The organism is Streptomyces sp. NPDC043876 (genome assembly GCF_056435825.1).
In genome coordinates this window covers 107,165-131,982 of record NZ_JBWKDV010000005.1, presented here as the reverse complement: position 1 = coordinate 131,982, position 24,818 = coordinate 107,165, and the positions used below count along the sequence as shown (strand labels likewise).

The window sequence follows — 24,818 nt, the reverse complement described above, 5'->3', positions numbered from 1 at the left end:
CGTAACCCGCGGGGCTCCCCGCGCGTTGTTCGCTGTGCCGGCCGTGGCGGGGAAGACCCCCCGAGCCCCCACCACGGCCGCAGACTTTCCCGCGGGAGCTACGCGAGTCCGGCCCGCTCCAGGGCCTCGGTGCCGGTGCGCAGGGCGGTGACCCGCTCCTCCAGGGTGAATCCGGCGGGGGCCAGGGTCAGGGTGGTGACTCCGGCTTCGGCGTAGGCCGTCATCTTGTCCGCGATCCGCTCCACGGAGCCGAGCAGCGTGGTGGAGTCGATGAGCGAGTGCGGGATCGCGGCGGCCGCGCCCGGCTTGTCGCCGGCCAGGTACTTGTCCTGGATCTCGGCGGCTTCCTTCTCGTAGCCCATGCGCTGGGCGAGCTGGTTGTAGAAGTTCTGCTTCCGGCTGCCCATGCCGCCGACGTACAGGGCGGTGTAGGGGCGGAACATGTCAGCGAGGGCGTTCACGTCGTCGCCGACGGCGAGCGGGACGGTCGGGCAGACGTCGAAGCCGTCCATGGTCAGTCCGGCCTTCTCGCGGCCCGCCCGGATGTGGGTGAGCGCGGTGGCCTCCAGGTGCTCGGCGGCCGGGAAGATCAGCAGCGCGCCGTCGGCGATCTCGCCGGTCTGCTCCAGGTTCTTGGGGCCGATGGCGGCGATGTAGAGCGGGATGTGCTCGCGCGTGGGGTGCACGGTGAGCTTGAGCGGCTTGCCGGGGCCGCCGGGCAGCGGCAGGGTCCAGTGCTCGCCGTCGTGCGAGAGGCGTTCACGGCTCATGGCCTTGCGCACGATCTCCACGTACTCGCGGGTGCGGGCCAGCGGCTTGTCGAACTTGACGCCGTACCAGCCCTCGGAGACCTGCGGCCCGGAGACGCCGAGGCCGAGGCGGAAGCGGCCGCCGGAGAGCGAGTCGAGGGTGGCGGCCGTCATCGCGGTCATGGCGGGCTGGCGGGCCGGGATCTGGAGGATCGCGGAGCCGATGTCGATGCGCTCGGTCTGGGCGGCGACCCAGGCCAGGACGGTGGGGGCGTCGGAGCCGTAGGCCTCGGCGGCCCAGCACACGTCGTAGCCGAGGCGGTCGGCCTCCTGGGCGACGGCGAGGTTGTCGGCGTCCATGCCCGCGCCCCAGTAGCCGAGATTGATGCCGAGCCGCATGTCGTCCCCTTTGAGCCGGTACACGTCTGTACTGATGAGTAACGTCGCTGTTCCCCGGGACTCTAGCGCGCCGGGGCGCCATCCGTCAGTGCCCCGGACGTCCCGCAGTACGCTCAGCGCTCATGGAGCAGAGGCATCTCGGCCGCACCGGCCTGCGCGTGTCCCGGATCGGCCTCGGCACCCTGACGTGGGGCCGCTCGGCGGGGGGACAGGGCGAGGAGGCCGCCGCCGAGCAGCTCAAGGCCTTCTGGGACGCGGGCGGCACGCTGGTGGACACCGCGGACGTGTACGGGGACGGCGAGGCGGAGTACCTGCTGGGGCGGCTGCTGGACGGGCTGGTGCCGCGCCGGGACCTGGTGATCTCCACCAAGGCGGGCGGGGTGGCCGATCCGGAGCGCCGCTTCGACTGCTCGCGCGGGCACCTGCTGGCGGCGCTGGACGACTCGCTGGCGCGCCTCGGCACCGACTACGTCGACCTCTGGCAGGTCCATGCCTTCGATCCCTGGACCCCGCTGGAGGAGACCCTGCACGCGCTGGACCTCGCGGTCGGCAGCGGGCGGGCCCGGTACGTGGGGGTGGCCAACTTCTCCGGCTGGCAGCTCGCGAAGGCCGCGACCTGGCAGCGCGCCGCGCCCGGCGTCAGGACTCCGCTGGCGTGCACCCAGATGGAGTACTCGCTGCTCCAGCGCGGCGTGGAGCGGGAGGTGCTCCCGGCGGCCCTGGACCTGGGTGTCGGGCTGCTGCCCTCGTCCCCGCTGGGGCGCGGGGTGCTGACCGGCAAGTACCGCGAGGGCGTCCCGGCGGACTCCCGGGGGGCCTCGGAGACCCTGGCCGCCTTCGTGGACCCGTACCTGGACCAGGCCGCGAGCCGGATCGTGGAGGCGGTGGCGACGGCGGCCCACGGGCTGGCCGTCACCCCGCTCCAGGTGGCCCTGGCCTGGATCCGCGACCGCCCGGGGGTCGCGGCGCCGGTCGTGGGGGCCCGTACGCCGGCCCAGCTCGCGGCGGCCCTGTCGGTGGAGGCCCTTAGTCTTCCGGAGGAGATCTGCCGCGCGCTGGACGACGTCTCGGCGCCCGTGCACCGCTATCCCGATCCTGACTGGAGCACGCTGTGAGTACGGACCGTACGGACCCGCCCCCGGAGGCCACCCCCACCACCGAGGGCGGCCCCGGGGCCGACGCGGCGCCGGTCGCCTCCGGCGCGGCGGCGCAGGACGGCCACCCGGACCCGGCGGCCGCGGACGGTCCGGCCGGCGCGGTGGGTGGTGAGGACGACCTGGGTGACGTACCGCCCGCCGAGGACGGCTCCGCAGCGGGGATCCCCGCGGGCGAGGACGGCGGCGACCGCTCTGCCGGCCCCGAGGCAGCGGACGACGAGGGCGACGGCGGGACCGGCGCGGTGGGTGACGGGGCGGAGGCCGACGGCGGGCCCGGCGCGGCCGGTGAGGAGCCTCCCGTCGGGGACGAGGCGGCCGACGGCTCCGCCGAAGGGGACGGCGCGCGCTCCGGCGCGCAGGCCGGTGGGGACGCCGGAGCGGCCGAGGGGCAGATCCCCGGTCAGGCGGGCGGGGGCGAGGCGCCCGCGGCCGGGATCAGCGAGGCCGCGGCCGAGCTGGCCGCGCAGAAGATCGAGCGGGAGCGCATCGCCCGGCGCAAGGCGGAGCGGACCGCTCCGGTCGAGGCGGGGGCCAAGCTCAGCGGCACCGCGGCGGACCTGCTGGCCGCCGTCCGCGCCGTGGAGGGCGGGGAGAAGCCGCCCTCGCGCTATTTCGACGACGCCCCCGCCGCACCCCGCCGGACCCCGGCCCCGGCGCCCGTCGCAGAGCGCCCCCGGAGTGCGCCGCGGCCCCCCGCCCCGGCCGAGGCCGTCGACGCCGTACGCGCGCTGCTCGCCCGGACCGGCGGCCCCGAGGCGGTCGCCGCCAAGGCCGCCGAGGCGCTCGGCGAGGACGCCGCCGGGCGGCTCACCGAAGACCCCTGGCAGCTGCTGGCCGTGCCCGGCGTCCGCCCCACCCAGGCCGACGGCTTCGCCCGCGCCCTGCTCGGCGCGGACTGCGGGCCCGGGGACGAGCGCCGCACGGCCGCCCTGGTGGCCTGGCTGCTCGCCCAGGCGGCCCTGAAGGGCCACACCGCGCTGGAGGCCTCCGTGCTGACCGGCGCCCTCGGCCAGTACGCCGTGCCGGACCCGGCCGAGGCCCTGGAGCAGGCCATCGGCGACGGCGCCGTCCTCGTCTTCCAGGAGCCCGTGGGCGAGCCCGTCCCGGAGGGCGAGGAGCAGCCCGTCACGATCCTGGTGGGCCTGGAGGGCTGCGCCCTGGCCGAGGAGAGCCTCGCCGACGGCCTGGCCCGCCTGGTCAACACCTTCGGTGCGGCCGCGGACCCCGCCGAGTGGGCGGCCGCCGCCCCCGCCGGGCCCGGACCCGCCGCCGCGGAGCTGATCCGCGCCGTCGCGGGCCACGGCCTGGTGACCCACACCGGTGGCGAGGCCGCCCGCGCGGAGCCGCTGGTCCTGCTGGCCACCGCCCGCGCGCTCGGGCTGCGGGCCTGGCTCGCCTGCCACGCCCCCGCCGCCCGTGACCGCGCGGGCGAGGGCGCCGCGACCGTCGCGGGGCTGCTGGACGGGACCGAGGGTCCCGGACGCGACCAGGACGGGCAGCTGGCCCTCGACCTGCTCGTCGTCACCGACGCCCCGCAGCTGGACGTGGAGAGCGCCGCCGCGCTCGTCGAGTCCGTCCCCGACGGGGCCCGGCTGGTGCTGTCCGGGGATCCCGGAGTGCTCGGATCCGCGGGACCGGGGCGGGTGTTCGCGGACGTGCTGGCGGCCCGTGCCTGCCCGCAGGTCGCCTCCCGCGTGCCCGATCCCGGTCCGCTCGGCGAGCTGGTCTCGGGGATCGGCGCCGGGGAACTGCTCGCGGTCGACGCCCCCGGCAAGGAGGTCGTCATCGTGCCGGTGCGCGACGCCGGGGAGGCCGTCCACCGCACAGTTCAGCTGGTGGCCGAGTCCGTGCCGCGCGCCTTCGGGCTCCCGGCCGAGGGGGTCCAGGTGATCACCCCCGGCCACGGCGGCTCGGCGGGTACGCGGGCGCTGAACGCCGCGCTCAAGGAGCGGCTGAACCCCGGGCCCGGGCGGTTCGGCGGGTTCGACCCCGGTGACCGGGTCGTGTACGTGCCCTCGCCGGGCCGTGCGCTGCCGGGGCGGGTGGTCACGGCCGACGCCGAGGGGCTCCACCTGGACTGCCCGGGCGCGGCGGGCGGGCGGGTCGTCGTACCGAAGGAGCGGGTCGAGTCGGCGGTGCGGCACGGCTGGGCGGTGACGGCGCACCAGGCGGTGGGCTCGCGCTGGCCCGGTGTGGTCGTCGTGCTGCCCGGGGACGCGGCGGACGCGCTGTCCCGGGACTGGGTCTACACCGCCTTCGGGCGGGCCGAGCGGCACCTGTCCGTGGTGCACGGGGTGGACCAGGCGCTGCCGCGGGCGGTGGCGGAGGTCCTGCCGAAGCCGCGGACGACGCGGTTGGCGGGGCTGCTGCGGGGGCTGGCCGCTGCCGCGGCGGGTGCGGACCGGCCGGAGTGACGCCTTGGTCCCCGGGGCCCGCGCCCTGAGCGTGCGCGGGCCCCGGGGACCCGGCCCGGTCGCGCCCGGGGCCCGCCGGGCCACCCTCGGCCGCTGCCGTCGCCGTCGCCTGCCCGGGTGCCGGTGTGCCGGTGTGCCGGTGTGCCTCCGGCGGGTGTGCCTCCGGCGGCGCCTCAAACGCCGGCGGGGCTGATGTGGCTGGGCTCCGTGCGGTTCCAGGGGCCCGTCGGGTGGGGGTCAGGGACCCGCCGGGTGGGGGGTGTCGAGGTCGGCTTCGTCTTCCTCGAACTCATCGTCGAAGACGGAGCTGACGTCGAAGCGGTGCAGCACGTGCTCCGGATCGGCGTGCTCGAAGGGGGCGTTGAGCCACTCCCCCGGTTCCGCCGCTTCCTCCGACGGTGCGAGCCAGAGCGTGGAGTCGCCCTCTTCGAGACCGAACTCCTTGTAGCGGGAGGCGATCTCGTCCGGCTCGTACTCGCCGAAGAGCACGCCGAGCGCACCCCCCGTGCCGCCGTCGTGGACCGGCTCGGCGTCCGGGTCGTGCGCGGCCACGCGTTCGGCCTGGGCGATCAGGCGCTGCGGTTCGGCGACGACGTAGTCGCGGCGGATCAGCACGCTGAAGGCGCTGGGATCGGCGGGGCCGGTGTACGGGACACCGTCCTCGGCGGCGGGAATCTCGAAGGGGGTGACCTCGTCGTAGCGGTCATAGAGGAGTTCGTCGTACTCCTCGGCGGCGGCGGCGAGTTCGTTGAAGGCGGCGTAGACGGCCGGATCCTCGTCTCCGGACCTGCCCTCGACCGCCGCAAGGTGACGGTCCAGCGCGGTCTTGACCGCCTCGGCGGCGGCGCGTACCTCGGCAACAGTGGGCAGAGCGGCATCAGACATAGAGCAGACGCTATCCGTAGCGGGGGTCCGTCTGCACAATAGATGCGATGCCGGAATACGAATTTGTCGACGTGTACGTGCCGCGCGGGGTGCCTCGCAAGGAGGCGACCCGGCTGCTGACCGATCATGCCGAGTACGGGAACTGGGAGCTGGACCGGCTCACGCTGCACCGGGACGGGAGTCGCCGGGTGAGACTGCGGCGCCGGATCATCCGGCAGATACGCGCGACCTGGTGAGGTACGGCGCGGGCCCCGGCGGGGGCCCGCGCCGCGTGTGGCCGCCGGACCCTCTCGTCAGGCGGCGTTGCGGGCGCGCCGGTAGAGCACGGCGCCGGCCAGCAGCATGCCGCCGGCGAGCGGTACGGCCCCGCCGAGGAAGTCGCCGGCCCCGGTGGCGGCCAGCGTCTCGGCGCCGCCGGTGTGGCTGCCGCTCGGGGCTCCGGGGTAGGTGACCGGCGTTCCGGTACCCGTGCCCGTACTCGGGCCCGTACTCGTGCCCGTCCCGTGGCCGCTGCTCGTGCCGGTGGTGCCGCCCGGGTTCCCGCCGTGGCCTCCCGGCGTGCCCGGGTTCTGGCCGTGGTGGCCGCCCGGGGTGCCCGGGTTCCCGCCGTGGTGGCCCTCGTGGCCAGCCGGCTTGCCCGCGTTGTTCGCGCAGAAGGCGCCGAAGGCGGGGTTCAGCGCCCCCACCACCGTCACGGTGTTCCCGCAGAGGTTGACCGGCGCGTCCACGGGCGCCTGGAGGGCGTTCCCGGACAGCAGTCCCGGTGAGCCCGCCGCGTGCCCGGAGGCGACGGCCCCGCCGCCTCCGGCGCCGTCCGCGTGGGCGTAGCCGCCGCCCAGCGCGAGCATGCCGCCCGCGGCCGCCACCGTGATCAGCGTCTTCCTGGCGCCCTGGTTCCCGTGGGTGTGTCGTGCGTGTCGCATGTGTACGTGTCCCCAACCTGGTCCGCTGTGCGCGGCCGCAGCTCTGTACGTTCGTTACGGATCGACGTACTGGCCGTGCAGGCTCCCCCGCCTGGTACGCCGAAGGGACGGCCCGAAGGGCGCGGCCCCGGAAAGCCCGGTGCCCCGGAGCGCTGGAATGCGCTCCGGGGCTGAGGACTTCAGGCGTCAGCTGTTGACGCAGGTGTTGCCGAAGGCCGGGTTGAGCAGGCCGATCACGGAGATCGTGTTACCGCACACGTTCACCGGGATGTGGACCGGGACCTGGATGACGTTGCCCGAGGCGACACCGGGGGAACCGATGGCCGCACCCTGGGCACCGGCGTCGGCGACGGCCAGACCCGCACCAGCGAGTACGAGGCCACCAGTGGCAGCCGCAGCGGCGACAACCTTCTTGATCATTGTTCCTCCTAGTAGGCAATGCGGTACCAGCCGCGGACCGCACCACCTGTAACGAGGAGTTCCCACCGGGGCTACGAGCGTATGAGCGCATTCACTCTTCTCAGTGGCCTTCGCACGCGCTCGCGATTCCCCTCGCCCGGCTCAGGCGTTGTCGATGAAACGGTCCAGGACCCGCACGCCGAACTTGAGGCCGTCGACCGGAACCCGCTCGTCCACCCCGTGGAACATCCCGGCGAAGTCCAGCTCGGGCGGCAGCTGGAGCGGTGCGAAGCCGAAGCAGCGGATGCCCAGGTCGTCGAAGGACTTGGCGTCCGTACCGCCGGAGAGCATGTACGGGACCGCGCGCGCGATCGGGTCCTCGGCCCGCAGGGCGCCCTGCATGGCGTCGACGAGCCTCCCGTCGAAGTCCGTCTCCAGCGCCTTGTCCCCGTGGACGTCCTCCCGCTTGACGCGCGGGCCGAGGATCCGGTCGAGGTCGGCGAAGAACTCGTCCTCGTAGCCGGGCAGGAAGCGGCCGTCCACGTGCGCGGTGGCCTGGCCTGGGATGACGTTGACCTTGTAGCCGGCGCCGAGCATGGTCGGGGCCGCCGAGTTGCGCAGGGTGGCGCCGACCATCTTGGCGATGCCGCCGAGCTTGGCGAGCGTGGCGTCCATGTCCTCGGGGTCGAGCGGGGTGCCGAGCGCGTCCGAGAGTTCGTCCAGGAACGACCGTACGGTCTTGGTCACGCGCACCGGCCACGTGTGGCGGCCGAGCCGGCCCACGGCCTCGCACAGCTCCGTGATGGCGTTGTCGTTGTTGGTCATCGACCCGTGGCCGGCGGTGCCGTCCACGGTGAGGCGCATCCAGTGCATGCCCTTCTGGGCGGTCTCCACCAGGTACAGCCGCAGGTTCTCGTTCACGGTGAAGGAGAAGCCGCCGACCTCGCCGATCGCCTCGGTGACCCCCTCGAAGAGCCCGGGGTGCTTGTCGACGAGGTGGCGGGCCCCGTACGTGCCGCCGGCCTCCTCGTCGGCGAGGAAGGCGAGCACGATGTCGCGCGGGGGCTTGCGGCCGCTGCGCATCCGGTCGCGCACGACCGCGAGGGTCATGGCGTCCATGTCCTTCATGTCGACCGCGCCGCGGCCCCACAGGCAGCCGTCGGCGATCTCGCCCGCGAAGGGGTCGTAGGTCCAGTCGGCGGCGTTCGCCGGGACGACGTCGGTGTGGCCGTGGATCAGCAGCGCGGGCCGTGAGGGGTCCTCGCCCTCGATCCGGGCCACGGTGGAGGCCCTGCCCTTGTGGGACTCGAAGATCTGCGGCTCCAGGCCCACCTCGGCGAGCTGCTCGGCGACCCACTCGGCCGCCTTGCGCTCGCCGGGACCCGAATGGTCGCCGTAGTTGCTGGTGTCGATCCGGATGAGGTCCCGGCAGAGGTCGACGACCTCGTCCTCGCCGGAGACGGTCCTGCCCGCGCTCGACTCGCTCACGCTGCTTCCTCCCACTGATCAGTACCGAACTCCCCCATCCTCCCGCCCCGGACCGCTGCGCCCAAGGGCGATCCCCGGTCAGTGGGGGGCGTGATCGGGGCCCCCGGAATGTTTGGTAATGTTTTCCCTGTCGGAACGGCCCGCGAGGGACGCGAGACAGACACCTTGTCCGGGTGGCGGAATGGCAGACGCGCTAGCTTGAGGTGCTAGTGCCCTTTATCGGGCGTGGGGGTTCAAGTCCCCCCTCGGACACAAGAGAAGGACCCCGCTGCGGCGGGGTCCTTTTTCGTGCTCCTGCCGCGGTGGTCCGGTCGCCGGCCGGAGCCTGCGCGCGAGGGCCCCCGCCGGGTGGCGGGGGCCCTCGTGGTCACGGGCGCGGCGGGCAGGTCAGTCGCGGGGCTGCGCGGCGGCCTCGCGCGCGGCGGCGATCTCGGCGACCCGGCGGCGGACCAGGAACCAGCCGCCGACCAGGGCGGCGGCGATGACCGGCAGGAAGAGGATGGTGCGGCGGCCGACGCCGCCGTCGCTCCACATCAGGACCAGCACGGTGACCAGGAAGACCAGGGTCACGATCTGCGTGTACGGGGCCCAGGGCAGCCGGTAGGACGGGCGCTCCACGCGGCCCTCGCGGGCCCGGCGCCAGAAGTGCAGGGAGCAGAGCATGACCATCGCCCAGGTGCCCAGGATGCCGATGGACGCGAAGTTGAGGACGATCTCGAAGGCGTCCTCGGGCATGAAGTAGTTCAGGCCCACGCCCATGACGCCGAAGGCGGCCGTGAACAGGACGCCGCCGTAGGGGACCTTGCCGCGGTTCATCTTGGCGGTGAACTTCGGGGCGGAACCGGCGGTGGCCATCGAGCGCAGGATGCGGCCGGTGGAGTAGAGGCCGGAGTTCAGGCTGGAGAGGGCCGCGGTCAGGACGACCAGGTTCATGATGCCCGCGGCGCCCGGGACGCCGAGCTTGTCGAAGACCGTGACGAAGGGGCTCTGGTCGGCGGAGTACGCGGTGTAGGGCAGGAGCAGCGCCAGCAGGACCACGGAGCCGACGTAGAAGACGCCGACGCGCCACATGATCGAGTTGATCGCCTTCGGCATGATCTTCTCGGGGTTCTCGGTCTCGCCGGCGGCGACGCCGCACAGCTCGACGGAGGCGTACGCGAAGACGACGCCCTGGACCACCAGGAGCATCGGGAGCATGCCCGCGGGGAAGATGCCGCCGTTGTCGGTGATGGAGCCGAGGCCGGGGGTGTGGCCGTCGATGGGGTGGCTGGTGGCGACCAGGTAGATGCCGACCAGGAGGAAGGCGACGAGGGCGCCGACCTTGACGATCGAGAACCAGAACTCCATCTCGCCGAAGTACTTCACCGAGATCAGGTTCACGGAGAGGACGACAGAGAGGGCGATGAGGGCGAGGATCCACGGCGGAATGTCGCTGAACATCGACCAGAAGTGGGCGTAGGTCGCGGCCGCCGTGATGTCGGCGACGGTGGTGGTGGACCAGTTGAGGAAGTACAGCCAGCCCGCCGTGTACGCGCCCTTCTCGCCCATGAACTCGCGCGCGTAGGAGACGAAGGCCCCCGACGACGGCCGGTAGAGGACCAGCTCGCCCAGGGCGCGCACGACGAAGAAGGCGAAGACGCCGCACACCGCGTAGGCGATGGCGAGGGAGGGGCCGGCGTTGGCCAGGCGGCCGCCCGCGCCGAGGAACAGGCCGGTGCCTATCGCTCCGCCGATCGCGATCATGTTGATGTGGCGGGACTTCAGGTCCTTGCTGTAACCCTCGTCACCGGCGTCCACGTGGACGGGCCGGCCGGCCGTCGGTGCGGCGGGGGCCCGGGACGCGGCCTCTTTCAGGGTGCGGTCACTCATCTACGACGTCGCCTTCGTGGGGTGGACGGGCAGGTCCGGGCCGCGGCACAGGAGAGCTGGGTGGTATCGCCTGGGCCCGCGGTCCGGATTTGATCGCCCCAGGAGACCATGTGGGCCGCGCTCGGACCAAAACCGGCCCTTTACCCGCCAGAGGCCCACGGCTCCCCCCGAAAGGGGTGCCGGGGGCCTCCGCGGCCTTCTCGGGCGTACGCCGCTCAGGCGTGCGGGGTCGCCTCGGCGGCCTGGTCGAGGCGGAAGGCCTCGTTGCCCAGGCCGATGCGGGCGTGCACCTCGGGGCGCCGGGAGCGCAGGAGCGACCCGTAGGCCAGCCCGCCCGCGGCGGCGACGCCGATGATGGCGGGCAGCGCCCAGCTGAGCGCGGAGCCCTCGTCCGCGCCGACCAGGACGGCGAAGTCCTTGACGGTGTAGGCGGCGATGCCGAGCAGGGCGAGGCCCGCGGCGCCCGCGGCGGCGAGGCGCCAGACCTGGGCGGAGGCGGTGCCGCGGCGGACGAAGAAGGCGATGACGGCGAAGGAGGCGGCGGCCATCAGCAGGGTGATGCCGAGGGCGCCGACGCTGCCCATCCAGGTGAACAGGTGCAGGACGGGGGCGGTGGGGTCGCCGACGGGCTTGTCGTCGGTGAGGGCGAAGCCGACGACGACGAGGGCGGAGACGCCGGTCTGGAGCAGGGAGCCGGTGCCGGGGGCGCCGGTGCCCGCGTTGGTGCGGCCGAAGGCGGCGGGGAGCAGGCCCTCGCGGCCCATCGCGAAGGCGTAGCGGGCGACGACGTTGTGGAAGCTGAGCATGGCCGCGAACATGCCGGTGACGAAGAGCACGTGCAGGACGTCGGTGAAGGCGCTGCCGAGGCGGTCCTCGGTGAGCGCGAACAGCAGCCCTGGGCCCGCGGCGCCGGAGGCCTTGACGACCTGGGAGGGGCCGGTGGCGACGGTGAGGGCCCAGGCGCTCAGCGCGAAGAAGAGGGCGACGAAGCCGACGGCGAGGAACATGACGCGGGAGACCACGATGTGCGGCTTGCTGGTCTCCTCGGCGTAGACCGGGGACTGCTCGAAGCCGACGAAGGCGGCGATGCAGAAGCACAGGGCGGTGCCCAGGCCCGGACCGCTGAGGGTGGCCGGGTTGAAGGCGTGTAGGGAGAGGCCTTCGGCGCCCGGCTTGCCGAGGGCGGCGGCGTCGAAGATGACGACGAGCGCGCACTCGATGAGGATGAGGACGCCGATCACCTTGGCGTTGAGGTCGATCTTGAGCCAGCCGAGGGCGCTGGTGGCGGCGACCGCGAGCAGGGCGGGTATCCACCAGGCCACCTCGATGCCGAGGTAGGTGGTGAGGAGGCCGGAGACCTCGAATCCGAGGATGCCGTACACGCCGACCTGCATGGCGCTGTACGCGACGAGGGCGACCATGGAGGCGCCCGCGCCGGCGGTGGCGCCCAGGCCGCGCGCGATGTAGGCGTAGAAGGCGCCGGCGTTGTGGACGTGCCGGCTCATTTCGGCGTAGCCGATGCTGAACAGGGCGAGGACGACGCCGAGGACGACGAAGAGCAGCGGCTGGCCGACGACGCCCATGACGCCGAAGGTGGTCGGCATCACACCGGCCACCACCATCAGGGGGGCGCTGGCCGCGAGTACGGAGAGCAGCAGTCCCGCGGTGCCGAGGCGGTCGGCGCGCAGTGCGCGGTCCTGCCCCTTGTACGTGCGGATCTCGGCCGCGGTGCTGCGCGGGGACGTCGTGGAACTGCCCGTCGCCATGGCGGGGGTCCTTTCGGAGAGGGAAGTTCAGGTCGGAGGGGACGTTCAGGCGGAGCGGGTGCTTCAGGCGGAGCGGGTGGTTCAGGCGGAGCGGGTGGTTCAGGCGGAGCCGAGCGCGGCATGGCGCGCGGCGAGGAAGGCCTTGTGCGGGTCGAGGTCCGGATAGGACCAGGGGGCCCGCGTGGCATGGCTGCCGATGCGGTGGAAGAGCGCGGCGGCCTCGGCGGGGCGGCCCTCGCAGAGTTTCGCGTGGGCGAGGAAGTTGAGGTCGACGCGGTTGCGCGGGTGGTCCTCGCGCTCCCATTCGAGCCACCAGTCGAAGGCGTGGCGCAGCACCTGGCGGGCGCGGCGGCCGGACCAGTGCTCGGCGGCCGCGGTGGCGCCCGGGCCGGTGGTGCCGTGGGCGGCGGCGAGGACGCGGTAGCGCTCGGCGTGGGCGATGACGGGGAGGACGGCCAGCGGCGAATCGGCCGGGGACTCCTCGGCGGCCCAGGCGGCGAAGTCGTAGACCTCGTGGAGCGGGTCCTGGCCGCTGCCGGGGAGGCGCTCGGCGAGCCGGGCGACCATCACGTGGTGGGCGTGGTGGTGTTCCCGGTGGCGGGCGCGGACCTGGTCGAAGTGCCGGCTGAACTCCTCCTCCGTGCCGAAGGCACGGGACAGCAGCAGCAGGCCGAGCCAGGGGGTGGGGTCGGCGGGCAGCAGGGCGGCGGCGCGGCGGCAGGCCTCGTCGGCCGCTTCGGGGGTGCCCTTGCGGCGCAGGGCGGTGAAGACGGCGGCGCAGGCGAGAAGGGTGGCGGCGTCGGCGCTCTCGGGTTCGGCGAGCAGCCATTCGCGGGCCCAGGCGGTGGCGGCGGGGGTTTCGGCGAGGACGACGACGCGGTGGCCGCGGCGGTCCCAGTCGTCGGCGGTGGCCGCGAGCAGGCTGCGGGCGGTGGCCCAGCGGCCCTGGGTGAACTGGGAGCGGACGTCGACCAGTTCGGTGTCGCACAGCGCCGGGTCGAAGAGCTGGGCGTCCCGCTTGCGGGCGCGGCCGAGGGGCGGCGGAGGCGGAGACATCCGCGGTTTCCCTCCAGAACGCGAGCGCGGGTCGACGAGCGGCGGACGAATGGCGGCCGGGCGGTGGCCGACCGGTGGATGATCACGCACAGCAAACCGGTAGGCACAGCTCCGCGTCAAGGTCCAGTCCACTGGGTGGCGAGTTTCAACTGCTGGTGTGAGACGGTCGAGTTGGGGCGGTCGCGGCGGTTCCGCGGGGTGCGCGCGTCGGCGTTAGGGTGGCCGGATGATGATCCCCGAGGACGTCCCCGCGGACCTGCCGCCGTACCTGCTGGGCTTTCCCGGGCCCCTGCGCGACCGGTTGGTGGCGGCGGTGCTGAGCGGGGCGAAGACCACCACGACGGGGCTGTTGGCCGGTTACGAGGCCGAGAACGAGCCATTGCCGCGGCCCGGTGACCGCCGGGTGCTGATCGACTCGGCGGAGGCACCGGTGGCGGTGGTGGAGGTGCTCGACGTCCGGGTGCTGCGGCTCGCGGACGTCGACCTGCGGCACGCGGTGGACGAGGGCGAGGGGGACACCTCCGTGGCCGAATGGCGCGCCTCGCACGAGGAGTTCTGGCACAGCGCGCCGGTACGGGAAGAACTCGGCGATCCCGGCTTCACGGTGGACGAGGACACGATGGTCGTTGCGGAGCGGTTCCGTGTGCTGGGGCCGCGGAACTGACGACGCGGGCCGCTCCGGTCCGGGCGGACCTGGCCGGGGCGCGGCCCCGACCCTGCGGCCCTGGGGCCGCAAATGCAGCCCGCCCGGCGTTTGAGGGCCCGCCGGAGGCGACGCCGACCCGCAGGGGCACAACGGCCGGGCCCCACCACCCGGTGGGCCGGCCCTCCGGGGGCGCCTCAAACGCCGGCGAGGCTGGATAGGCACTCCGGGCCACCCGCCGGCAGGGCAGGAAGGGCACGCGTCCGGCCCGGCTACGGACGCAAATCCAGCCCGCCCGGCGATTGAGGGCCCGCCTGAGGCGACGCCGACCCGCAGGGCACAACCGTCGGACCCCACCACCCGGTCGATGGGCCCTCCGGGGGCGCCTCAAACGCCGGCGAGGCTGGATAGGCACTCCGGGCCACCCGCCAGCAGGGCTGGGAGGGCACGCGTCAGGCCCGGCCTGCGGACGCAAAACCAGCCCGCCCGGCGATTGAGGCCCCGCCGGAGGCGACGGCCACCCGCAGGGCACAACCGTCGGACCCCACCACCCGGTGAGCAGGCCTTCCGGGGGCGCCTCAAACACCGGCGAGGCTGGAAGGGGGCAGGGCGGCCCGTCGGCGAGGGTGGATGGGGCGCCGGGCAGCCCGGCCTGCGGCCCCGGGGAAGGGCCGCCGGGGCCGAGGCGCGTTCAGCCCGCCCGGCGCTTGAGGGCGAGGGCGGGGCCCGTCAGGTCACCGACGTGGCCGCTGCGCGGCCTGCGGCTCGGCCCGAGTAGATGCAGCCCCCGAGGAAGGTCCCCTCCAGCGCCCGGTAACCGTGCACGCCACCGCCCCCGAACCCCGCCGCCTCCCCCGCCGCGTAGAGACCCGGCAGCGGCGCCCCGTCCGCGCCGAGGACGCGCGAGGACAGGTCGGTCTCCAGGCCGCCGAGGGACTTGCGGGTCAGGACCGAGAGCCGGACCGCGATCAGCGGCCCCGCCTTGGGGTCCAGGATCCGGTGCGGGGCGGCCGTACGGATCAGCTTGTCGCCGAGGTACCTGCGGGCCCCGTGGATCGACATCACCTGGAGGTCCTTGGTGAAGGGGTTCGCGATCTCCCGGTCGCGCGCCGTGATCTCGCGCCGCAGCGCGTCCTCCTCGATGAGGTCTTCCTTCGTGACCGCGTTCATGCCGCGGACCAGGGCGCCGAGATCGCGCTCGACGACGAAGTCGGCGCCGTTGTCCATGAAGGCCTGGACCGGTCCGGGGACGTCCTGACGGGCCCGGTTGATCACCTCGCGGACCGACTTCCCGGTGAGGTCGGGGTTCTGCTCGGATCCGGAGAGCCCGAACTCCTTGCCGATGATCCGCCGGTTGAGGACGAACCAGGTGTGGTCGTGGCCGGTCTTCATGATGTGGTCGAGCGTGCCGAGCGTGTCGAAGCCCGGGAAGAGCGGTACGGGCAGCCGCTTGCCGGTCGCGTCCAGCCACAGCGAGGAGGGGCCGGGCAGGATCCGGATGCCGTGCCGGGCCCAGATCGGGTTCCAGTTCTCGATGCCCTCGGTGTAGTGCCACATCCGGTCCTTGTTGATGTGACGGGCGCCCGCGCGCTCGGCGATGCCCAGCATCAGGCCGTCCACGTGGGCCGGGACCCCGGACAGCAGCCGCTCCGGCGGCGTGCCGAGCCGCTCGGGCCACTGGGCGCGGACCAGGTCGTGGTTGCCGCCGATGCCGCCGGAGGTGACGATGACCGCCTGGGCGCGCAGCGAGAACGCGCCCGCGACCTCGCGGCCGCTCGCGGTGCCGCGCACCGCGTCGGACGGCTCCAGGACCTCGCCGGTGACGGTGTCCAGGGCCCCGGCGGTGGAGGAGAGGCCGGTGACCCGGTGGCGGAACCGCAGCTCGACCAGCCCGCGGGCCACCCCGGCCCGGACCCGCCGCTCGAAGGGTTCGACCAGCCCGGGGCCGGTGCCCCAGGTGATGTGGAAGCGGGGTACGGAGTTCCCGTGCCCGGTGGCGTCGTAGCCGCCGCGCTCGGCCCAGCCGACGACGGGGAAGAAGCGGACCCCCCGCTGGTGCAGCCAGGACCGCTTCTCCCCCGCCGCGAAGTCGACGTACGCCTCGGCCCAGCGGCGCGGCCAGGCGTCCTCGGGCCGGTCGAAACCGGCGGTGCCGAACCAGTCCTGGAGGGCCAGCGCGTGGCTGTCCTTGATGCGCATGCGGCGCTGCTCGGGGGAGTTCACGAAGAACAGCCCGCCGAAGGACCAGTGGGCCTGGCCGCCGATCGACGCCTCGGGCTCCTGGTCGAGCAGGATGACCTTGCGGCCCGCGTCCACCAGCTCGGCGGTGGCCACGAGCCCCGCCAGCCCGGCGCCGATCACGATGACGTCTGCGTCGTACCCCATGCGTTTCCCGTCCTGCCCTCGGTGGATGGGAGTGATCCTGACTACCTGGCGGTAACCAGTCAACACCGGGGAAGGAATGCCCGACATGAACACCAACAGCCCGGTGGAAGAGCCGGCGGACGAGGTACTGGACGTGGTGGACCGGGAGGACCGGGTGACCGGCCGGGCCCGACGGGCCGAGGTCTACGCCCGCGGCCTGATCCACCGCTGCGTGTTCGTCCGGGTCCGGGACCCCGAGGGGCGGATCTTCGTGCACCGGCGCACCGCGACGAAGCTGGTCTTCCCGTCCCGCTACGACATGTTCGTGGGCGGGGTGCTGGGCGCGGGCGAGAGCTACGCGTCGGCCGCGCTGCGGGAAGCCGAGGAAGAGCTGGGGGTGAGCGGGCTCGCGCAGCCGGAGCCGGTGCTGAAGTTCCTGTACGAGGGCGAGGGCGGCACCTGGTGGTCGTACGTGCACGAGGTCCGCTGCGACCTGCCGGTGCGCCCGCAGGTCTCCGAGGTGGACTGGTACGCCTTCGTGGACGAGCCGGAGCTCACCCGCCGGGTGGCGGACGGTTCCTGGCCCTGGGTACCGGACGGCCTGGAGGCCTACCGAAGGCTGGAGCAGCACCGGCGGAGGGCGTGACTCCGGCCCCAAACGGTGGGTCGCGGCCGGGCCTGAACCAATCGGCCGCGCACACGGCGGGTCGCGGCCGGGACGGGGACACGCAGGAGTGTCCCCGCAGGACGAGCGGCCACCACTGGTGCCCTTCTCCGACCCGGTGGGGCCGCGAGCCGAGGAGACGCTCGTGCGGGGCACCGGCCCGGACGCGGCCCGCCCACCCCGAGCCGCCCCGACCGCTCCCGCGATCACCCCGCTCCGCCCGCTAGATTGGCCGGATGATCGACTTCGTCAGGGACGTGCGCCTCTGGTTCGCCCCGCGGCGGCTGCGGGACGAGGGGGCGACCCCCGACTACCGGTTCTCCCTCGCCAACGAGCGGACCTTCCTCGCCTGGATCCGGACCGCGCTGGCCCTGGTCGGCGGGGGCTTCGCGGTGGACCAGTTCCTGCCGGACCTGCGCTGGGCGGTCCGGGTCGGGCTGGCGTTCGTCCTCCTGGCGGTCGGTGCGGCCTGCGCGCTGCGCGCGGTGAACCACTGGGTGCGCTGCGAGCGCGCGATGCGGCGCGGTGAGGACCTGCCGTTGTCACCGTTCCCGGTGGTGCTGAGCCTCGGCGTGGGGGTGGTCGCGGTCGCGATGGTGGTGGTCGTCCTCATGGGCTGGACGACCGGGCGGTGAGCGCGCGCGACCCCGGGCTGCAGCCCGAACGCACCCGGATGGCGTGGCGGCGTACGACGCTGAGCGCCTCGGTGACCGCCGTCCTGGGGGTGCGGCAGGCGCTCCGCGGGTCCGGGTCGCCGTCGGCGGTGGCCGTGACGGCGGTGATCGTCGTGGTCTGGCTGGCGCTCCTGGTGGTGGCGCACCGCAGGATGACGGAGCTGGCGGACGGACGGCCCCCGGGGCTCGCCCCCCGCACCGCGCTCGCGGCCGCCCTGGGGACCGTGGCCCTCGCGGTGTGCGCGGCCGGCCTGGTCGGATGACCGGGCTTCCGCGCACCGCGGGACGTCACTGACCGGCTCCGACGAGCGGCGCGGCACCCCCGCCCGCCCCCGCCCTCCCCGGGTCCCGCGCCGGCTGGCAGGATGCTGCCCGCCCGTCAACGCGACCCGGGGAGAGCGCAGATGACCGCAGAGAAGCCCTACCTCGTCCAGCCGGCGCCCGGCGTCTTCGCCTACATACAGCCGGACGGCGGCTGGTGTCTGAACAACGCCGGGCTCGTGACCGGCGGCGGCCGGAGCCTGCTGGTCGACACCGCCGCCACCGAGCGCCGGGCGCTGGCGCTGCGGGACGCCGTCCTGTCGACCGGGTCACCGCTGCCGCGCACGGTGGTCAACACCCACCACCACGGCGACCACACCTACGGCAACGCCGTGTTCACCCCCGAGGCCCTCGTCCTCGGCCACGACCTGTGCCGCTCGGAGCAGCTCGACGCGGGCCGCCAGCTCGAACTGATCTGGCCGGAGACCGACTTCGGGGCCCTTCCGCTGACCGCTCCCGACCTCACCTACAGCGAGCGCGTCACCGTGTACGTGGGCGACACCGAGGTGGAGGTGATGCACCCGGGCGTCGCGCACACCGTCGGCGACTCCGTGGTGTGGCTGCCCCGGCAGCGGACCGTCTTCACCGGGGACCTGGTCTTCGCCGAGGGCACGCCGTTCCTGGCGATGGGTTCGCTGGCGGGCTCGCTGCGGGCGCTGGAGCTGCTGCGGGCCCTGGACGCGGAGACCGTCGTACCGGGGCACGGGCCGCTGACGGACCCGTCGGCGTACGGGGCCACCGAACGCTACCTGCGCTACGTCGACCACCTCGCCCGGGAGGGCCGCGAGCGCGGGGACACCCCGCTGGAGACCGCGCGCCGGGCGGACCTCGGGGAGTTCGCGCACTGGAGGGAGAGCGAGCGGCTGGTGGCGAACCTGCACCGGGCGTACGCGGAGCTGGACGGGGGCGTCCTCGGGGAGCCGCTGGACATCATGGCGGTGCTGCGGGACATGACGGTGATGAACGGCGGGGTGCCGGTCGCCTGCCACGCGTGACGGCGGAGTGCGCACCGGGCCGCGGCCTCGGGGGCGAAGTTCCGGTCCGCACCCTGGACGGCATACCGACTGGTCGGCATGATGGCTCCGAGACACCTGCCCCCGGCCGACCGGCACCCGCCCACCCTTCACGGAGGTCCGCACCATGACCACACCACCGGCCGACCCCCGGGGTCTCGACCTGGAGCGGCTGCGCGGCCACCTCGACCGCGCGCGGCCCGGACTGGTGACCGGGCCACTGAGCGGCCGGCTGATCGAGGGCGGCCGGTCGAACCTCACCTACGAGATCACCGACGGCGCCGGCCGCTGGGTGGTCCGCCGCCCGCCGCTCGGGCACGTCCTGGCCACCGCGCACGACATGCGCCGCGAGCACCGGGTGATCGCGGCGCTGGCGGGCACGGCCGTGCCGGTGCCCGGAGCGCTGCTGCTCTGCGAGGACGAGTCGGTGCTCGGCGCCCCGTTCTACGTCATGGAGTACGTGGAGGGGGTGCCCTACCGCACGGCGGACCAGCTCGCCGCGCTCGGCCCCGACCGGACCCGGCGCGCGGTGCTCGGCCTGGTGGACACCCTGGTCGACCTGCACGCGGTGGACCCGGAGGCGGTGGGCCTCGGCGACTTCGGCCGCCCCGAGGGCTTCCTCGACCGGCAGCTGCGCCGCTGGGGCAAGCAGCTCGCGGCCTCCCGGGGGCGCGAGCTGGCCGGGATCGACGAGCTGCACGGAGCGCTCGGCCGGGCCCTGCCCCGCTCCCCCGCGCCGACCGTCGTGCACGGCGACTTCCGGCTCGACAACGTGCTGATCGGCGGTCCTGACGACACCATCCGCGCGGTGCTGGACTGGGAGATGTCCACCCTCGGCGATCCGCTGACCGACCTCGGGCTGCTGGTCATGTACAGCTCCGACCTGGGGCTGACCGAGTCCCCGGTGAGCACGACGAGCGGCGCGCCCGGCCACCCGGCGCCCGCCGAGCTGATCGAGCGGTACGCGGCCCGCTCGGGCCGGGACACCGGGGCGATCTCCTGGTACACGGCCTTCGCCTGGTTCAAACTCGCGGTGATCCTCGAAGGCATCCACTACCGCTTCACCCTCGGCCAGACCGTGGGAGCGGGTTTCGACCGGATCGGCGAACTGGTCCCGGTCTTCATCGCACACGGTCTGACGACCCTCCAGGAAGGCTGAGGCACGCGCTCATGGACTTCGCATTCGACGCCCGGACCGAGGAACTCCGCGAGCGGCTGCTCGCGTTCATGGACGAGTACGTCTATCCGGCGGAGGCGGTGGCGGCCGAGCAGCGGGCGCTGCTCGCCTCGCCCTGGGACACTCCGGCGGTCTTCGGCGAGCTCAAGGCCGAGGCCCGCCGCCAGGGCCTGTGGAACCTCTTCTTCGTGGACGGGCACGGCGCCGGCGGACAGGGCGCCGACGGCGAGCGGTACGGCGCCGGGCTGACCAACCTCCAGTACGCGCCGCTCGCCGAGATCACCGGCCGCAGCCCGCACCTGGCCCCCATGGCCACCAACTGCGCGGCCCCGGACACCGGGAACATGGAGCTGCTGGCCCAGTTCGGCGACGACGAGCAGAAGAAGCGGTGGCTGGAGCCGCTGCTGGCCGGGGAGATCCGGTCCGCGTTCGCGATGACCGAGCCGGAGGTGGCGTCCTCGGACGCCACCAACGTCGAGACGCGGATCGAGCGGTCCGCCGACGGCGCGAGCTACGTGGTCACCGGCCGCAAGTGGTACATCTCCGGAGCCATGAACCCGGACTGCGCCGTGTTCATCGTGATGGGCAAGACCGACCCGGACCACGCCGATCCGCGCCGCCAGCAGTCGATGATCCTGGTGCCGCGCGACGCCCCGGGCGTCGAGATCCGGCGGGCGATGAGCGTGTACGGCTACCAGGACCACGACCACGGCGGCCATGCCGAGGTGGTCTTCGACGGCGTACGGGTCCCCGCCTCGCACCTGATCGGCGAGGAGGGCGGCGGCTTCGCGATCGCCCAGGCCCGGCTCGGCCCGGGCCGCATCCACCACTGCATGCGGCTGATCGGGATGGCGGAGCGCGCCATCGAGCTGATGTGCCGGCGCGCTCTGGCGCGGACCGCCTTCGGCAAGGAGCTGGCCGCGCAGGGCGTGGTGCAGAACTGGATCGCGGACGCGCGGGTGACCGTGGAGCAGCTGCGGCTGCTGGTGCTGAAGACGGCCTGGCTGATGGACACGGTGGGCAACCGGGGCGCGCACACCGAGATCCAGGCCATCAAGATCGCGACCCCGCGCGCGGTGGTCGGGATCCTGGACCAGGCGGTGCAGCTGCACGGGGCGGGCGGGGTCAGCCAGGACTTCCCGCTCGCGGAGCTGTGGGCGGCGGCGCGGACGCTGCGCCTCGCGGACGGCCCGGACGAGGTGCACCAGCGCTCGCTGGCCCGGCGGGAGCTCAAGCGCTACCGCTGACCCGCCGGGCGCACACCCGGTGCCCCCGGCCCGCCGGCCGGGGGCACCGGGGTCACCGGGCGTCAGGGGCGCAGGGCGCGCAGCAGCAGGTCGGCGAGGTGGTCGGCGACCTGCTGCGGGGTGAGCGGGCCGTCCTCGCGGTACCAGGTGGACAGGTGGTGGACCGACCCGAAGTGGTAGTCCACGATCAGGTCGGCGGGGGTGGCGGTGGCGAAGACCCCGGCGAGCTGGCCCTCTTCGACCAGGGCCCGGAAGCGCTCGTGGTAGCGCCGGCGCTCGGCCCGTACCTGCTTGTACTTCTCCGGGCTGAGCTGGTGCATCGACCGGAAGAAGATCATCGCGTCGTCGAGGTTCTCGATCGTGGTGACCACCACGTCGGCCGCGGCCGCGCGCAGCCGCTCCTCGACCGGGGCCGGCGAGTCGGCGATCGCGTCGAGCCGCTGCTGCTGGAGACGCAGCATGCGCGCGTACACCTCGTGGAGCAGGTCGTCCTTGGAGCCGAAGTAGTGGTAGAGCGCGCCCTTGGTGACCCCGGCCGCCTCCACGATCTCCTGGACCGAGGTGCGGTCGTAGCCCCGCTCGGCGAAGAGCCGGGTGGCGACGGCCAGCAGCCGCTGCGGGACCGGCGCGTCCTGCGCGGCGGCGGACTCCTTCGGCCGTGCGGCCCCCTCGGGCGGCCGGTTGGACTCCTGCGGGCGTGCGGACTCCTGCGACCGCGCGGGCTCCCTGGTTTCCATGGCCTTCGCCTTCCCTTCGGCTTCACCTACGACATGACGCGCGCACCGCTGGTTTTCAGCCGCGCTCGCGCAGTTCCCGTCGCAGGATCTTGCCACTGGTCGTCTTCGGGAGAACAGGCAGGATCTCGACCTGGCGCGGGTACTTGTACGCGGCGATCCGCTCGGCGCAGTACGCGGACAGCTCGGCGGGCTCCACGGACATACCGGGGCGAAGACTGACGTACGCCTTCACACTCTCCCCCCTGTACGGGTCCGGAACGCCCACGACGGCCGCTTCGCGGACCGCCGGATGGGTGTAGAGCAGGTCCTCGACCTCGCGCGGCCAGACCTTGAAACCGGAGGCGTTGATCATGTCCTTCTTGCGGTCGACCACATAGAGCCAGCCATCCGCGTCCATGAACCCCACGTCGCCGGTGCGCAGCTCGCCGTCCGGGAAGGCCGTCGCGGTGGCGTCGGGCAGCCGCCAGTAGCCCGGCACCACCTGGGGGCCGCGGACGGCGATCTCGCCGCTCTCGCCGAGCGGCACCTCGGCGCCCCGCTCGTCGAGGATCCGGACGAGCGTCTCCGCGCCCGGCAGCCCGACGGAGAGGGTGCCGGAGGCGGGGTCGACCGGCGCTTCGAGGTGCGGGGGCACCGAGGCGCAGGGGGCGGTGCACTCGGTCAGCCCGTAGCCGTTGCGGAGGTAGCAGCCGAAGGCGGCGCGCAGCCGCTCGACCAGCGCGGGCGGCAGCGGGGCCCCGCCGGAGGAGACCACCAGGAAGGAGGCGAAGTGGTCGCGGGTCACGTCCGGGTGGGCGGCCAGGGCCATGAAGGCGGTGGCCGGGCCGACGGTGTAGGCCGGGCGGTGTTCGAGGAAGGCGTCCAGGACCACGCCGGCGTCGAAGCGGTGGGCCAGGGCGAGGGTGCCCGCGTTGCGGAAGCAGGCGGCGAGTTCGCAGACCAGGCCGGTGATGTGGAAGAGCGGGGCGAGGGCGAAGTAGGTGGCGCCCTCGGGGACGGGGTGCCCGGTGACCTGCCGCTCGGCGTTGTAGGTGACCGCACCGTGCGGGTTCATGGCGCCCTTGGGGGTGCCGCTGGTGCCGGAGGTGTAGCTGATCAGGGCGGTGTCGGCGGGTCCGGTGCCGGGGAGGGCGGGCGCCGGGTGACCGCGGCGGGCCACGGTCAGGAAGTCCTCGGCCGGGGCGCCGGGGGGCGGCGGCTCGTGCTCCGGCTCCGGTGCCAGGACCCGCGTGTCGCCGCGGCTCTGGAAGTCCAGGTCACTGGCGGTGAGCACGGTCCGCACGTCCGTGCCCGCGGTCGCCGCGGCGAGGTACGCCGACCAGGCGCGGGGCTCGCACACCAGCGCGGCGGCGCCGGAGTCGCGCAGGATGTGGCCCACCTCGGCGGACTTGTACATGGGGTTGAGCGGGACCACGACGGCCCCGGCCTTCCAGACGGCCAGGGCGGCGAGCGCGAAGTGGGGGGTGTTCTGGAGCATCACCGCGACCCGGTCCCCGGCCCGCACCCCGCGCTCCGCGAGGTACCCGGCGACGGAGTCGGAGAGCGCGTCGGCCTCGGCGTAGCCGATCCGCCCGTCGAAGTAGGCGAGCGCGGTGCGGCCCGGGGCCCGGGCCACTGCGGCGCGGAAGGCGTGCAGCACGGTGGGCGGCGGATCCACCGGGGCCCGCTGCGCGGCGGTGAGCCGGCCGAGCCAGGGGCGCGCGGCGTACGGCGAGGCGGGCGCGGGGGGCTGCGTCGGGCGGGCACCGGAGGGCGCGTCCGGGGCCGGGTGCGCGTCCGGGTGTGCGTCCGGGGTCGGGGCCGGGCGCGTGTCCCGGGTCGGGTGGGCGTCCGTAGGCGGCTGCGCGTCCGGGGTCACTCCGTCTCCCACTTCTGCTGGAGGTGGTTCATCCCGGCGAGCCAGCGGTCGGGATCGGCGGCGCGGGCGGCGGCGTACCCGGCGACCTCGGGGTGCGGGAGGATCAGGAACCGGTCCCGCGCCATGCCCTCGAAAAGGGCGTCCGCGACCGCCTCGGGCTCGATGGCGGTCGGCGCGAGCACCAGCTCACCGGCGGACCCCGCGGCCGTCAGCATGTCGGTGCGCACTCCTTGCGGGCAGATGGCGTGGACCCGGATCCCGCGGTGGCGGTAGGTCAGCGACAGCCATTCGGCGAAGGCGAGTGCACCGTGCTTGGTGACACTGTACGGCGCGGCCCCGATCATGGTCAGGAGCCCGGCGGCCGAGACGGTGGAGACGAACCGGCCGCTCCCGCGCTCCAGCCAGTGCGGCAGCAGCGCGCGGGCCGCACGGACGTGGGCCATCACGTTCGTCTGCCAGGCCGCGTCCCAGACCGCCTCGTCGGCGAAGGCGTCGCCGCCCGAGGCCAGCCCGGCGTTCGCGCAGTAGACGTCCACCGTCCCGCCGAGCGCCTCGCGGGCCGCCTCCGCGACGGCCGAGGCGTCACCGGCCAGCGCGGTCGCCCGGGGGCCGATCTCCGCCGCGACGGCCGCGGCCTTGACCGGGTCGAGGTCGTTGACCACGACGGTCGCGCCCTCGGCGGCGAACCGGCGCGCGAGGGCGGCGCCGATCCCGCCGCCCGCGCCGGTGACGACGACGCGCGCCCCCTCGTGGGCGTTCCGGACGCCGCCGCCCCGGGTGTCCTCCCGCTCCTGCGCCTGCCCGCGCTCCCCTCGGCCGTCGTCCCCGTGTCCGTCGTGCCGGCCGTACTGGTCCGTGCCCACTGGATCGCTCCTCGTCGCCTGCCGCGGCCCGCGCCGGATCGCGCCGGTCGACGGCAGACTAACCAGTCGGTATGCCGGGACGGAAGAGTGCCGACGCCCAGGGGGTGTCTGGTGGGTCTGCGTGGGGAAGGAGCGGCGTCCGGTGCGTGCTC

The 24,818-nt window shown here is 74.1% G+C and carries 22 protein-coding genes and 1 tRNA gene; 11 read left to right on the top strand and 12 right to left on the bottom strand.

All coding sequences use genetic code 11. The features are described 5' to 3' along the window. Positions 1–98: 98 nt before the first annotated feature. Entirely contained in the window at positions 99–1,148 is a 1,050-nt protein-coding gene (locus AC0693_RS17595) for an LLM class F420-dependent oxidoreductase (protein ID WP_356414340.1), read from the bottom strand. Between the two features lie 122 nt (positions 1,149–1,270). Between AC0693_RS17595 and AC0693_RS17590 the strand changes: the two genes are divergently transcribed. After that, positions 1,271–2,263 carry an aldo/keto reductase gene (locus tag AC0693_RS17590; RefSeq protein WP_356414343.1) on the top strand — a complete coding sequence of 331 codons (993 nt, stop codon included), beginning with the start codon at positions 1,271–1,273 and terminating at the stop codon, positions 2,261–2,263. Beyond that, entirely contained in the window at positions 2,260–4,719 is a 2,460-nt protein-coding gene (locus AC0693_RS17585; RefSeq protein ID WP_478802303.1) for a helix-hairpin-helix domain-containing protein, read from the top strand. Before AC0693_RS17590 ends, AC0693_RS17585 begins: the two co-directional genes overlap by 4 nt. Positions 4,720–4,956: 237 nt before the next feature. On the opposite strand, the gene AC0693_RS17580 is transcribed toward AC0693_RS17585, so the two are convergent. Then, positions 4,957–5,604 (bottom strand): hypothetical protein, encoded by a 648-nt coding sequence (locus AC0693_RS17580; RefSeq protein WP_469318867.1) that lies wholly within the window; start codon positions 5,602–5,604, stop codon positions 4,957–4,959. 47 nt (positions 5,605–5,651) lie between these two features. On the opposite strand from AC0693_RS17580, the gene AC0693_RS17575 reads away from it, so the two are divergent. Continuing rightward, positions 5,652–5,840 (top strand): DUF5703 family protein, encoded by a 189-nt coding sequence (locus AC0693_RS17575; RefSeq protein ID WP_283452490.1) that lies wholly within the window; start codon positions 5,652–5,654, stop codon positions 5,838–5,840. A gap of 57 nt (positions 5,841–5,897) precedes the next feature. Here AC0693_RS17575 and AC0693_RS17570 read toward each other — a convergent pair whose 3' ends face one another. The 3 genes from AC0693_RS17570 to AC0693_RS17560 form a co-directional block, all read right to left on the bottom strand. Further along, the gene (locus tag AC0693_RS17570) at positions 5,898–6,527 is read right to left on the bottom strand and encodes a chaplin (protein WP_478802302.1); all 630 of its coding nucleotides are present in this window, start codon (positions 6,525–6,527) and stop codon (positions 5,898–5,900) included. A 186-nt stretch (positions 6,528–6,713) separates the two neighbouring features. After that, entirely contained in the window at positions 6,714–6,947 is a 234-nt protein-coding gene (gene chpH / locus AC0693_RS17565) for a chaplin ChpH (RefSeq protein ID WP_469318865.1), read from the bottom strand. A gap of 141 nt (positions 6,948–7,088) precedes the next feature. Continuing rightward, the gene (locus tag AC0693_RS17560; protein WP_478802301.1) at positions 7,089–8,414 is read right to left on the bottom strand and encodes a M20/M25/M40 family metallo-hydrolase; all 1,326 of its coding nucleotides are present in this window, start codon (positions 8,412–8,414) and stop codon (positions 7,089–7,091) included. Positions 8,415–8,581: 167 nt separating this feature from the next. Between AC0693_RS17560 and AC0693_RS17555 the strand changes: the two genes are divergently transcribed. After that, a tRNA-Leu gene (locus tag AC0693_RS17555) sits at positions 8,582–8,666 on the top strand. A 135-nt stretch (positions 8,667–8,801) separates the two neighbouring features. Here AC0693_RS17555 and AC0693_RS17550 read toward each other — a convergent pair. The 3 genes from AC0693_RS17550 to AC0693_RS17540 all read right to left on the bottom strand — a co-directional run bounded on the left by AC0693_RS17550 (position 8,802) and on the right by AC0693_RS17540 (position 13,105). Further along, positions 8,802–10,283: an amino acid permease gene (locus AC0693_RS17550; protein WP_469318864.1), complete on the bottom strand. Its 1,482-nt coding sequence runs from the start codon at positions 10,281–10,283 to the stop codon at positions 8,802–8,804. 215 nt (positions 10,284–10,498) lie between these two features. Next, positions 10,499–12,049, bottom strand: a complete 1,551-nt coding sequence (locus AC0693_RS17545) for an APC family permease (RefSeq protein WP_478802300.1) — start codon at positions 12,047–12,049, stop codon at positions 10,499–10,501. A 99-nt stretch (positions 12,050–12,148) separates the two neighbouring features. After that, entirely contained in the window at positions 12,149–13,105 is a 957-nt protein-coding gene (locus AC0693_RS17540) for a hypothetical protein (RefSeq protein WP_356414383.1), read from the bottom strand. 226 nt (positions 13,106–13,331) lie between these two features. Here AC0693_RS17540 and AC0693_RS17535 point away from each other — a divergent pair, with 226 nt between their 5' ends. Further along, positions 13,332–13,769: an ASCH domain-containing protein gene (locus AC0693_RS17535; protein WP_356414386.1), complete on the top strand. Its 438-nt coding sequence runs from the start codon at positions 13,332–13,334 to the stop codon at positions 13,767–13,769. A 708-nt stretch (positions 13,770–14,477) separates the two neighbouring features. Here the strand turns inward: AC0693_RS17535 and AC0693_RS17530 are convergent. Then, positions 14,478–16,133, bottom strand: coding sequence for an FAD-binding dehydrogenase (locus AC0693_RS17530; protein WP_478741568.1), 1,656 nt, complete (start codon positions 16,131–16,133; stop codon positions 14,478–14,480). Between the two features lie 85 nt (positions 16,134–16,218). Between AC0693_RS17530 and AC0693_RS17525 the strand changes: the two genes are divergently transcribed. The 6 genes from AC0693_RS17525 to AC0693_RS17500 all read left to right on the top strand — a co-directional run bounded on the left by AC0693_RS17525 (position 16,219) and on the right by AC0693_RS17500 (position 21,208). Then, the gene (locus AC0693_RS17525; protein WP_478802299.1) at positions 16,219–16,758 is read left to right on the top strand and encodes an NUDIX hydrolase; all 540 of its coding nucleotides are present in this window, start codon (positions 16,219–16,221) and stop codon (positions 16,756–16,758) included. A gap of 254 nt (positions 16,759–17,012) precedes the next feature. Continuing rightward, positions 17,013–17,411: a YidH family protein gene (locus AC0693_RS17520; RefSeq protein WP_356414394.1), complete on the top strand. Its 399-nt coding sequence runs from the start codon at positions 17,013–17,015 to the stop codon at positions 17,409–17,411. Then, a complete protein-coding gene (locus AC0693_RS17515; RefSeq protein WP_356414397.1) occupies positions 17,408–17,713 on the top strand; it encodes a DUF202 domain-containing protein in 306 nt (101 codons plus the stop codon). Before AC0693_RS17520 ends, AC0693_RS17515 begins: the two co-directional genes overlap by 4 nt. A gap of 141 nt (positions 17,714–17,854) precedes the next feature. Beyond that, complete coding sequence (locus AC0693_RS17510) at positions 17,855–18,766, top strand: MBL fold metallo-hydrolase (protein ID WP_478802298.1); 912 nt, start codon at positions 17,855–17,857, stop codon at positions 18,764–18,766. A gap of 145 nt (positions 18,767–18,911) precedes the next feature. Then, positions 18,912–19,943: a phosphotransferase family protein gene (locus AC0693_RS17505; RefSeq protein ID WP_478802297.1), complete on the top strand. Its 1,032-nt coding sequence runs from the start codon at positions 18,912–18,914 to the stop codon at positions 19,941–19,943. An 11-nt stretch (positions 19,944–19,954) separates the two neighbouring features. Next, positions 19,955–21,208 carry an acyl-CoA dehydrogenase family protein gene (locus tag AC0693_RS17500; RefSeq protein ID WP_478802296.1) on the top strand — a complete coding sequence of 418 codons (1,254 nt, stop codon included), beginning with the start codon at positions 19,955–19,957 and terminating at the stop codon, positions 21,206–21,208. 62 nt (positions 21,209–21,270) lie between these two features. Here AC0693_RS17500 and AC0693_RS17495 read toward each other — a convergent pair whose 3' ends face one another. From AC0693_RS17495 to AC0693_RS17485, 3 genes are read right to left on the bottom strand one after another with little or no spacing between them, the layout of a single operon-like run. Further along, positions 21,271–21,945, bottom strand: coding sequence for a TetR/AcrR family transcriptional regulator (locus tag AC0693_RS17495; RefSeq protein ID WP_356414408.1), 675 nt, complete (start codon positions 21,943–21,945; stop codon positions 21,271–21,273). Positions 21,946–22,000: 55 nt separating this feature from the next. Beyond that, positions 22,001–23,803, bottom strand: a complete 1,803-nt coding sequence (locus tag AC0693_RS17490) for a class I adenylate-forming enzyme family protein (RefSeq protein WP_478802295.1) — start codon at positions 23,801–23,803, stop codon at positions 22,001–22,003. Continuing rightward, positions 23,800–24,666, bottom strand: coding sequence for an SDR family oxidoreductase (locus AC0693_RS17485; RefSeq protein ID WP_469318855.1), 867 nt, complete (start codon positions 24,664–24,666; stop codon positions 23,800–23,802). Before AC0693_RS17485 ends, AC0693_RS17490 begins: the two co-directional genes overlap by 4 nt. Between the last annotated feature and the right edge of the window lie 152 nt (positions 24,667–24,818).

Bases quoted from the DNA above. Each gene is read 5' to 3' on its own strand.
- AC0693_RS17595 (WP_356414340.1), bottom strand. From the start codon at position 1,148: ATGCGGCTCGGCATCAATCTCGGCTACTGGGGCGCGGGCATGGACGCC.
- AC0693_RS17590 (WP_356414343.1), top strand. From the start codon at position 1,271: ATGGAGCAGAGGCATCTCGGCCGCACCGGCCTGCGCGTGTCCCGGATC.
- AC0693_RS17580 (WP_469318867.1), bottom strand. From the start codon at position 5,604: ATGTCTGATGCCGCTCTGCCCACTGTTGCCGAGGTACGCGCCGCCGCC.
- AC0693_RS17575 (WP_283452490.1), top strand. From the start codon at position 5,652: ATGCCGGAATACGAATTTGTCGACGTGTACGTGCCGCGCGGGGTGCCT.
- AC0693_RS17570 (WP_478802302.1), bottom strand. From the start codon at position 6,527: ATGCGACACGCACGACACACCCACGGGAACCAGGGCGCCAGGAAGACG.
- chpH (WP_469318865.1), bottom strand. From the start codon at position 6,947: ATGATCAAGAAGGTTGTCGCCGCTGCGGCTGCCACTGGTGGCCTCGTA.
- AC0693_RS17550 (WP_469318864.1), bottom strand. From the start codon at position 10,283: ATGAGTGACCGCACCCTGAAAGAGGCCGCGTCCCGGGCCCCCGCCGCA.
- AC0693_RS17545 (WP_478802300.1), bottom strand. From the start codon at position 12,049: ATGGCGACGGGCAGTTCCACGACGTCCCCGCGCAGCACCGCGGCCGAG.
- AC0693_RS17540 (WP_356414383.1), bottom strand. From the start codon at position 13,105: ATGTCTCCGCCTCCGCCGCCCCTCGGCCGCGCCCGCAAGCGGGACGCC.
- AC0693_RS17535 (WP_356414386.1), top strand. From the start codon at position 13,332: ATGATGATCCCCGAGGACGTCCCCGCGGACCTGCCGCCGTACCTGCTG.
- AC0693_RS17530 (WP_478741568.1), bottom strand. From the start codon at position 16,133: ATGGGGTACGACGCAGACGTCATCGTGATCGGCGCCGGGCTGGCGGGG.
- AC0693_RS17525 (WP_478802299.1), top strand. From the start codon at position 16,219: ATGAACACCAACAGCCCGGTGGAAGAGCCGGCGGACGAGGTACTGGAC.
- AC0693_RS17520 (WP_356414394.1), top strand. From the start codon at position 17,013: ATGATCGACTTCGTCAGGGACGTGCGCCTCTGGTTCGCCCCGCGGCGG.
- AC0693_RS17510 (WP_478802298.1), top strand. From the start codon at position 17,855: ATGACCGCAGAGAAGCCCTACCTCGTCCAGCCGGCGCCCGGCGTCTTC.
- AC0693_RS17505 (WP_478802297.1), top strand. From the start codon at position 18,912: ATGACCACACCACCGGCCGACCCCCGGGGTCTCGACCTGGAGCGGCTG.
- AC0693_RS17500 (WP_478802296.1), top strand. From the start codon at position 19,955: ATGGACTTCGCATTCGACGCCCGGACCGAGGAACTCCGCGAGCGGCTG.
- AC0693_RS17495 (WP_356414408.1), bottom strand. From the start codon at position 21,945: ATGGAAACCAGGGAGCCCGCGCGGTCGCAGGAGTCCGCACGCCCGCAG.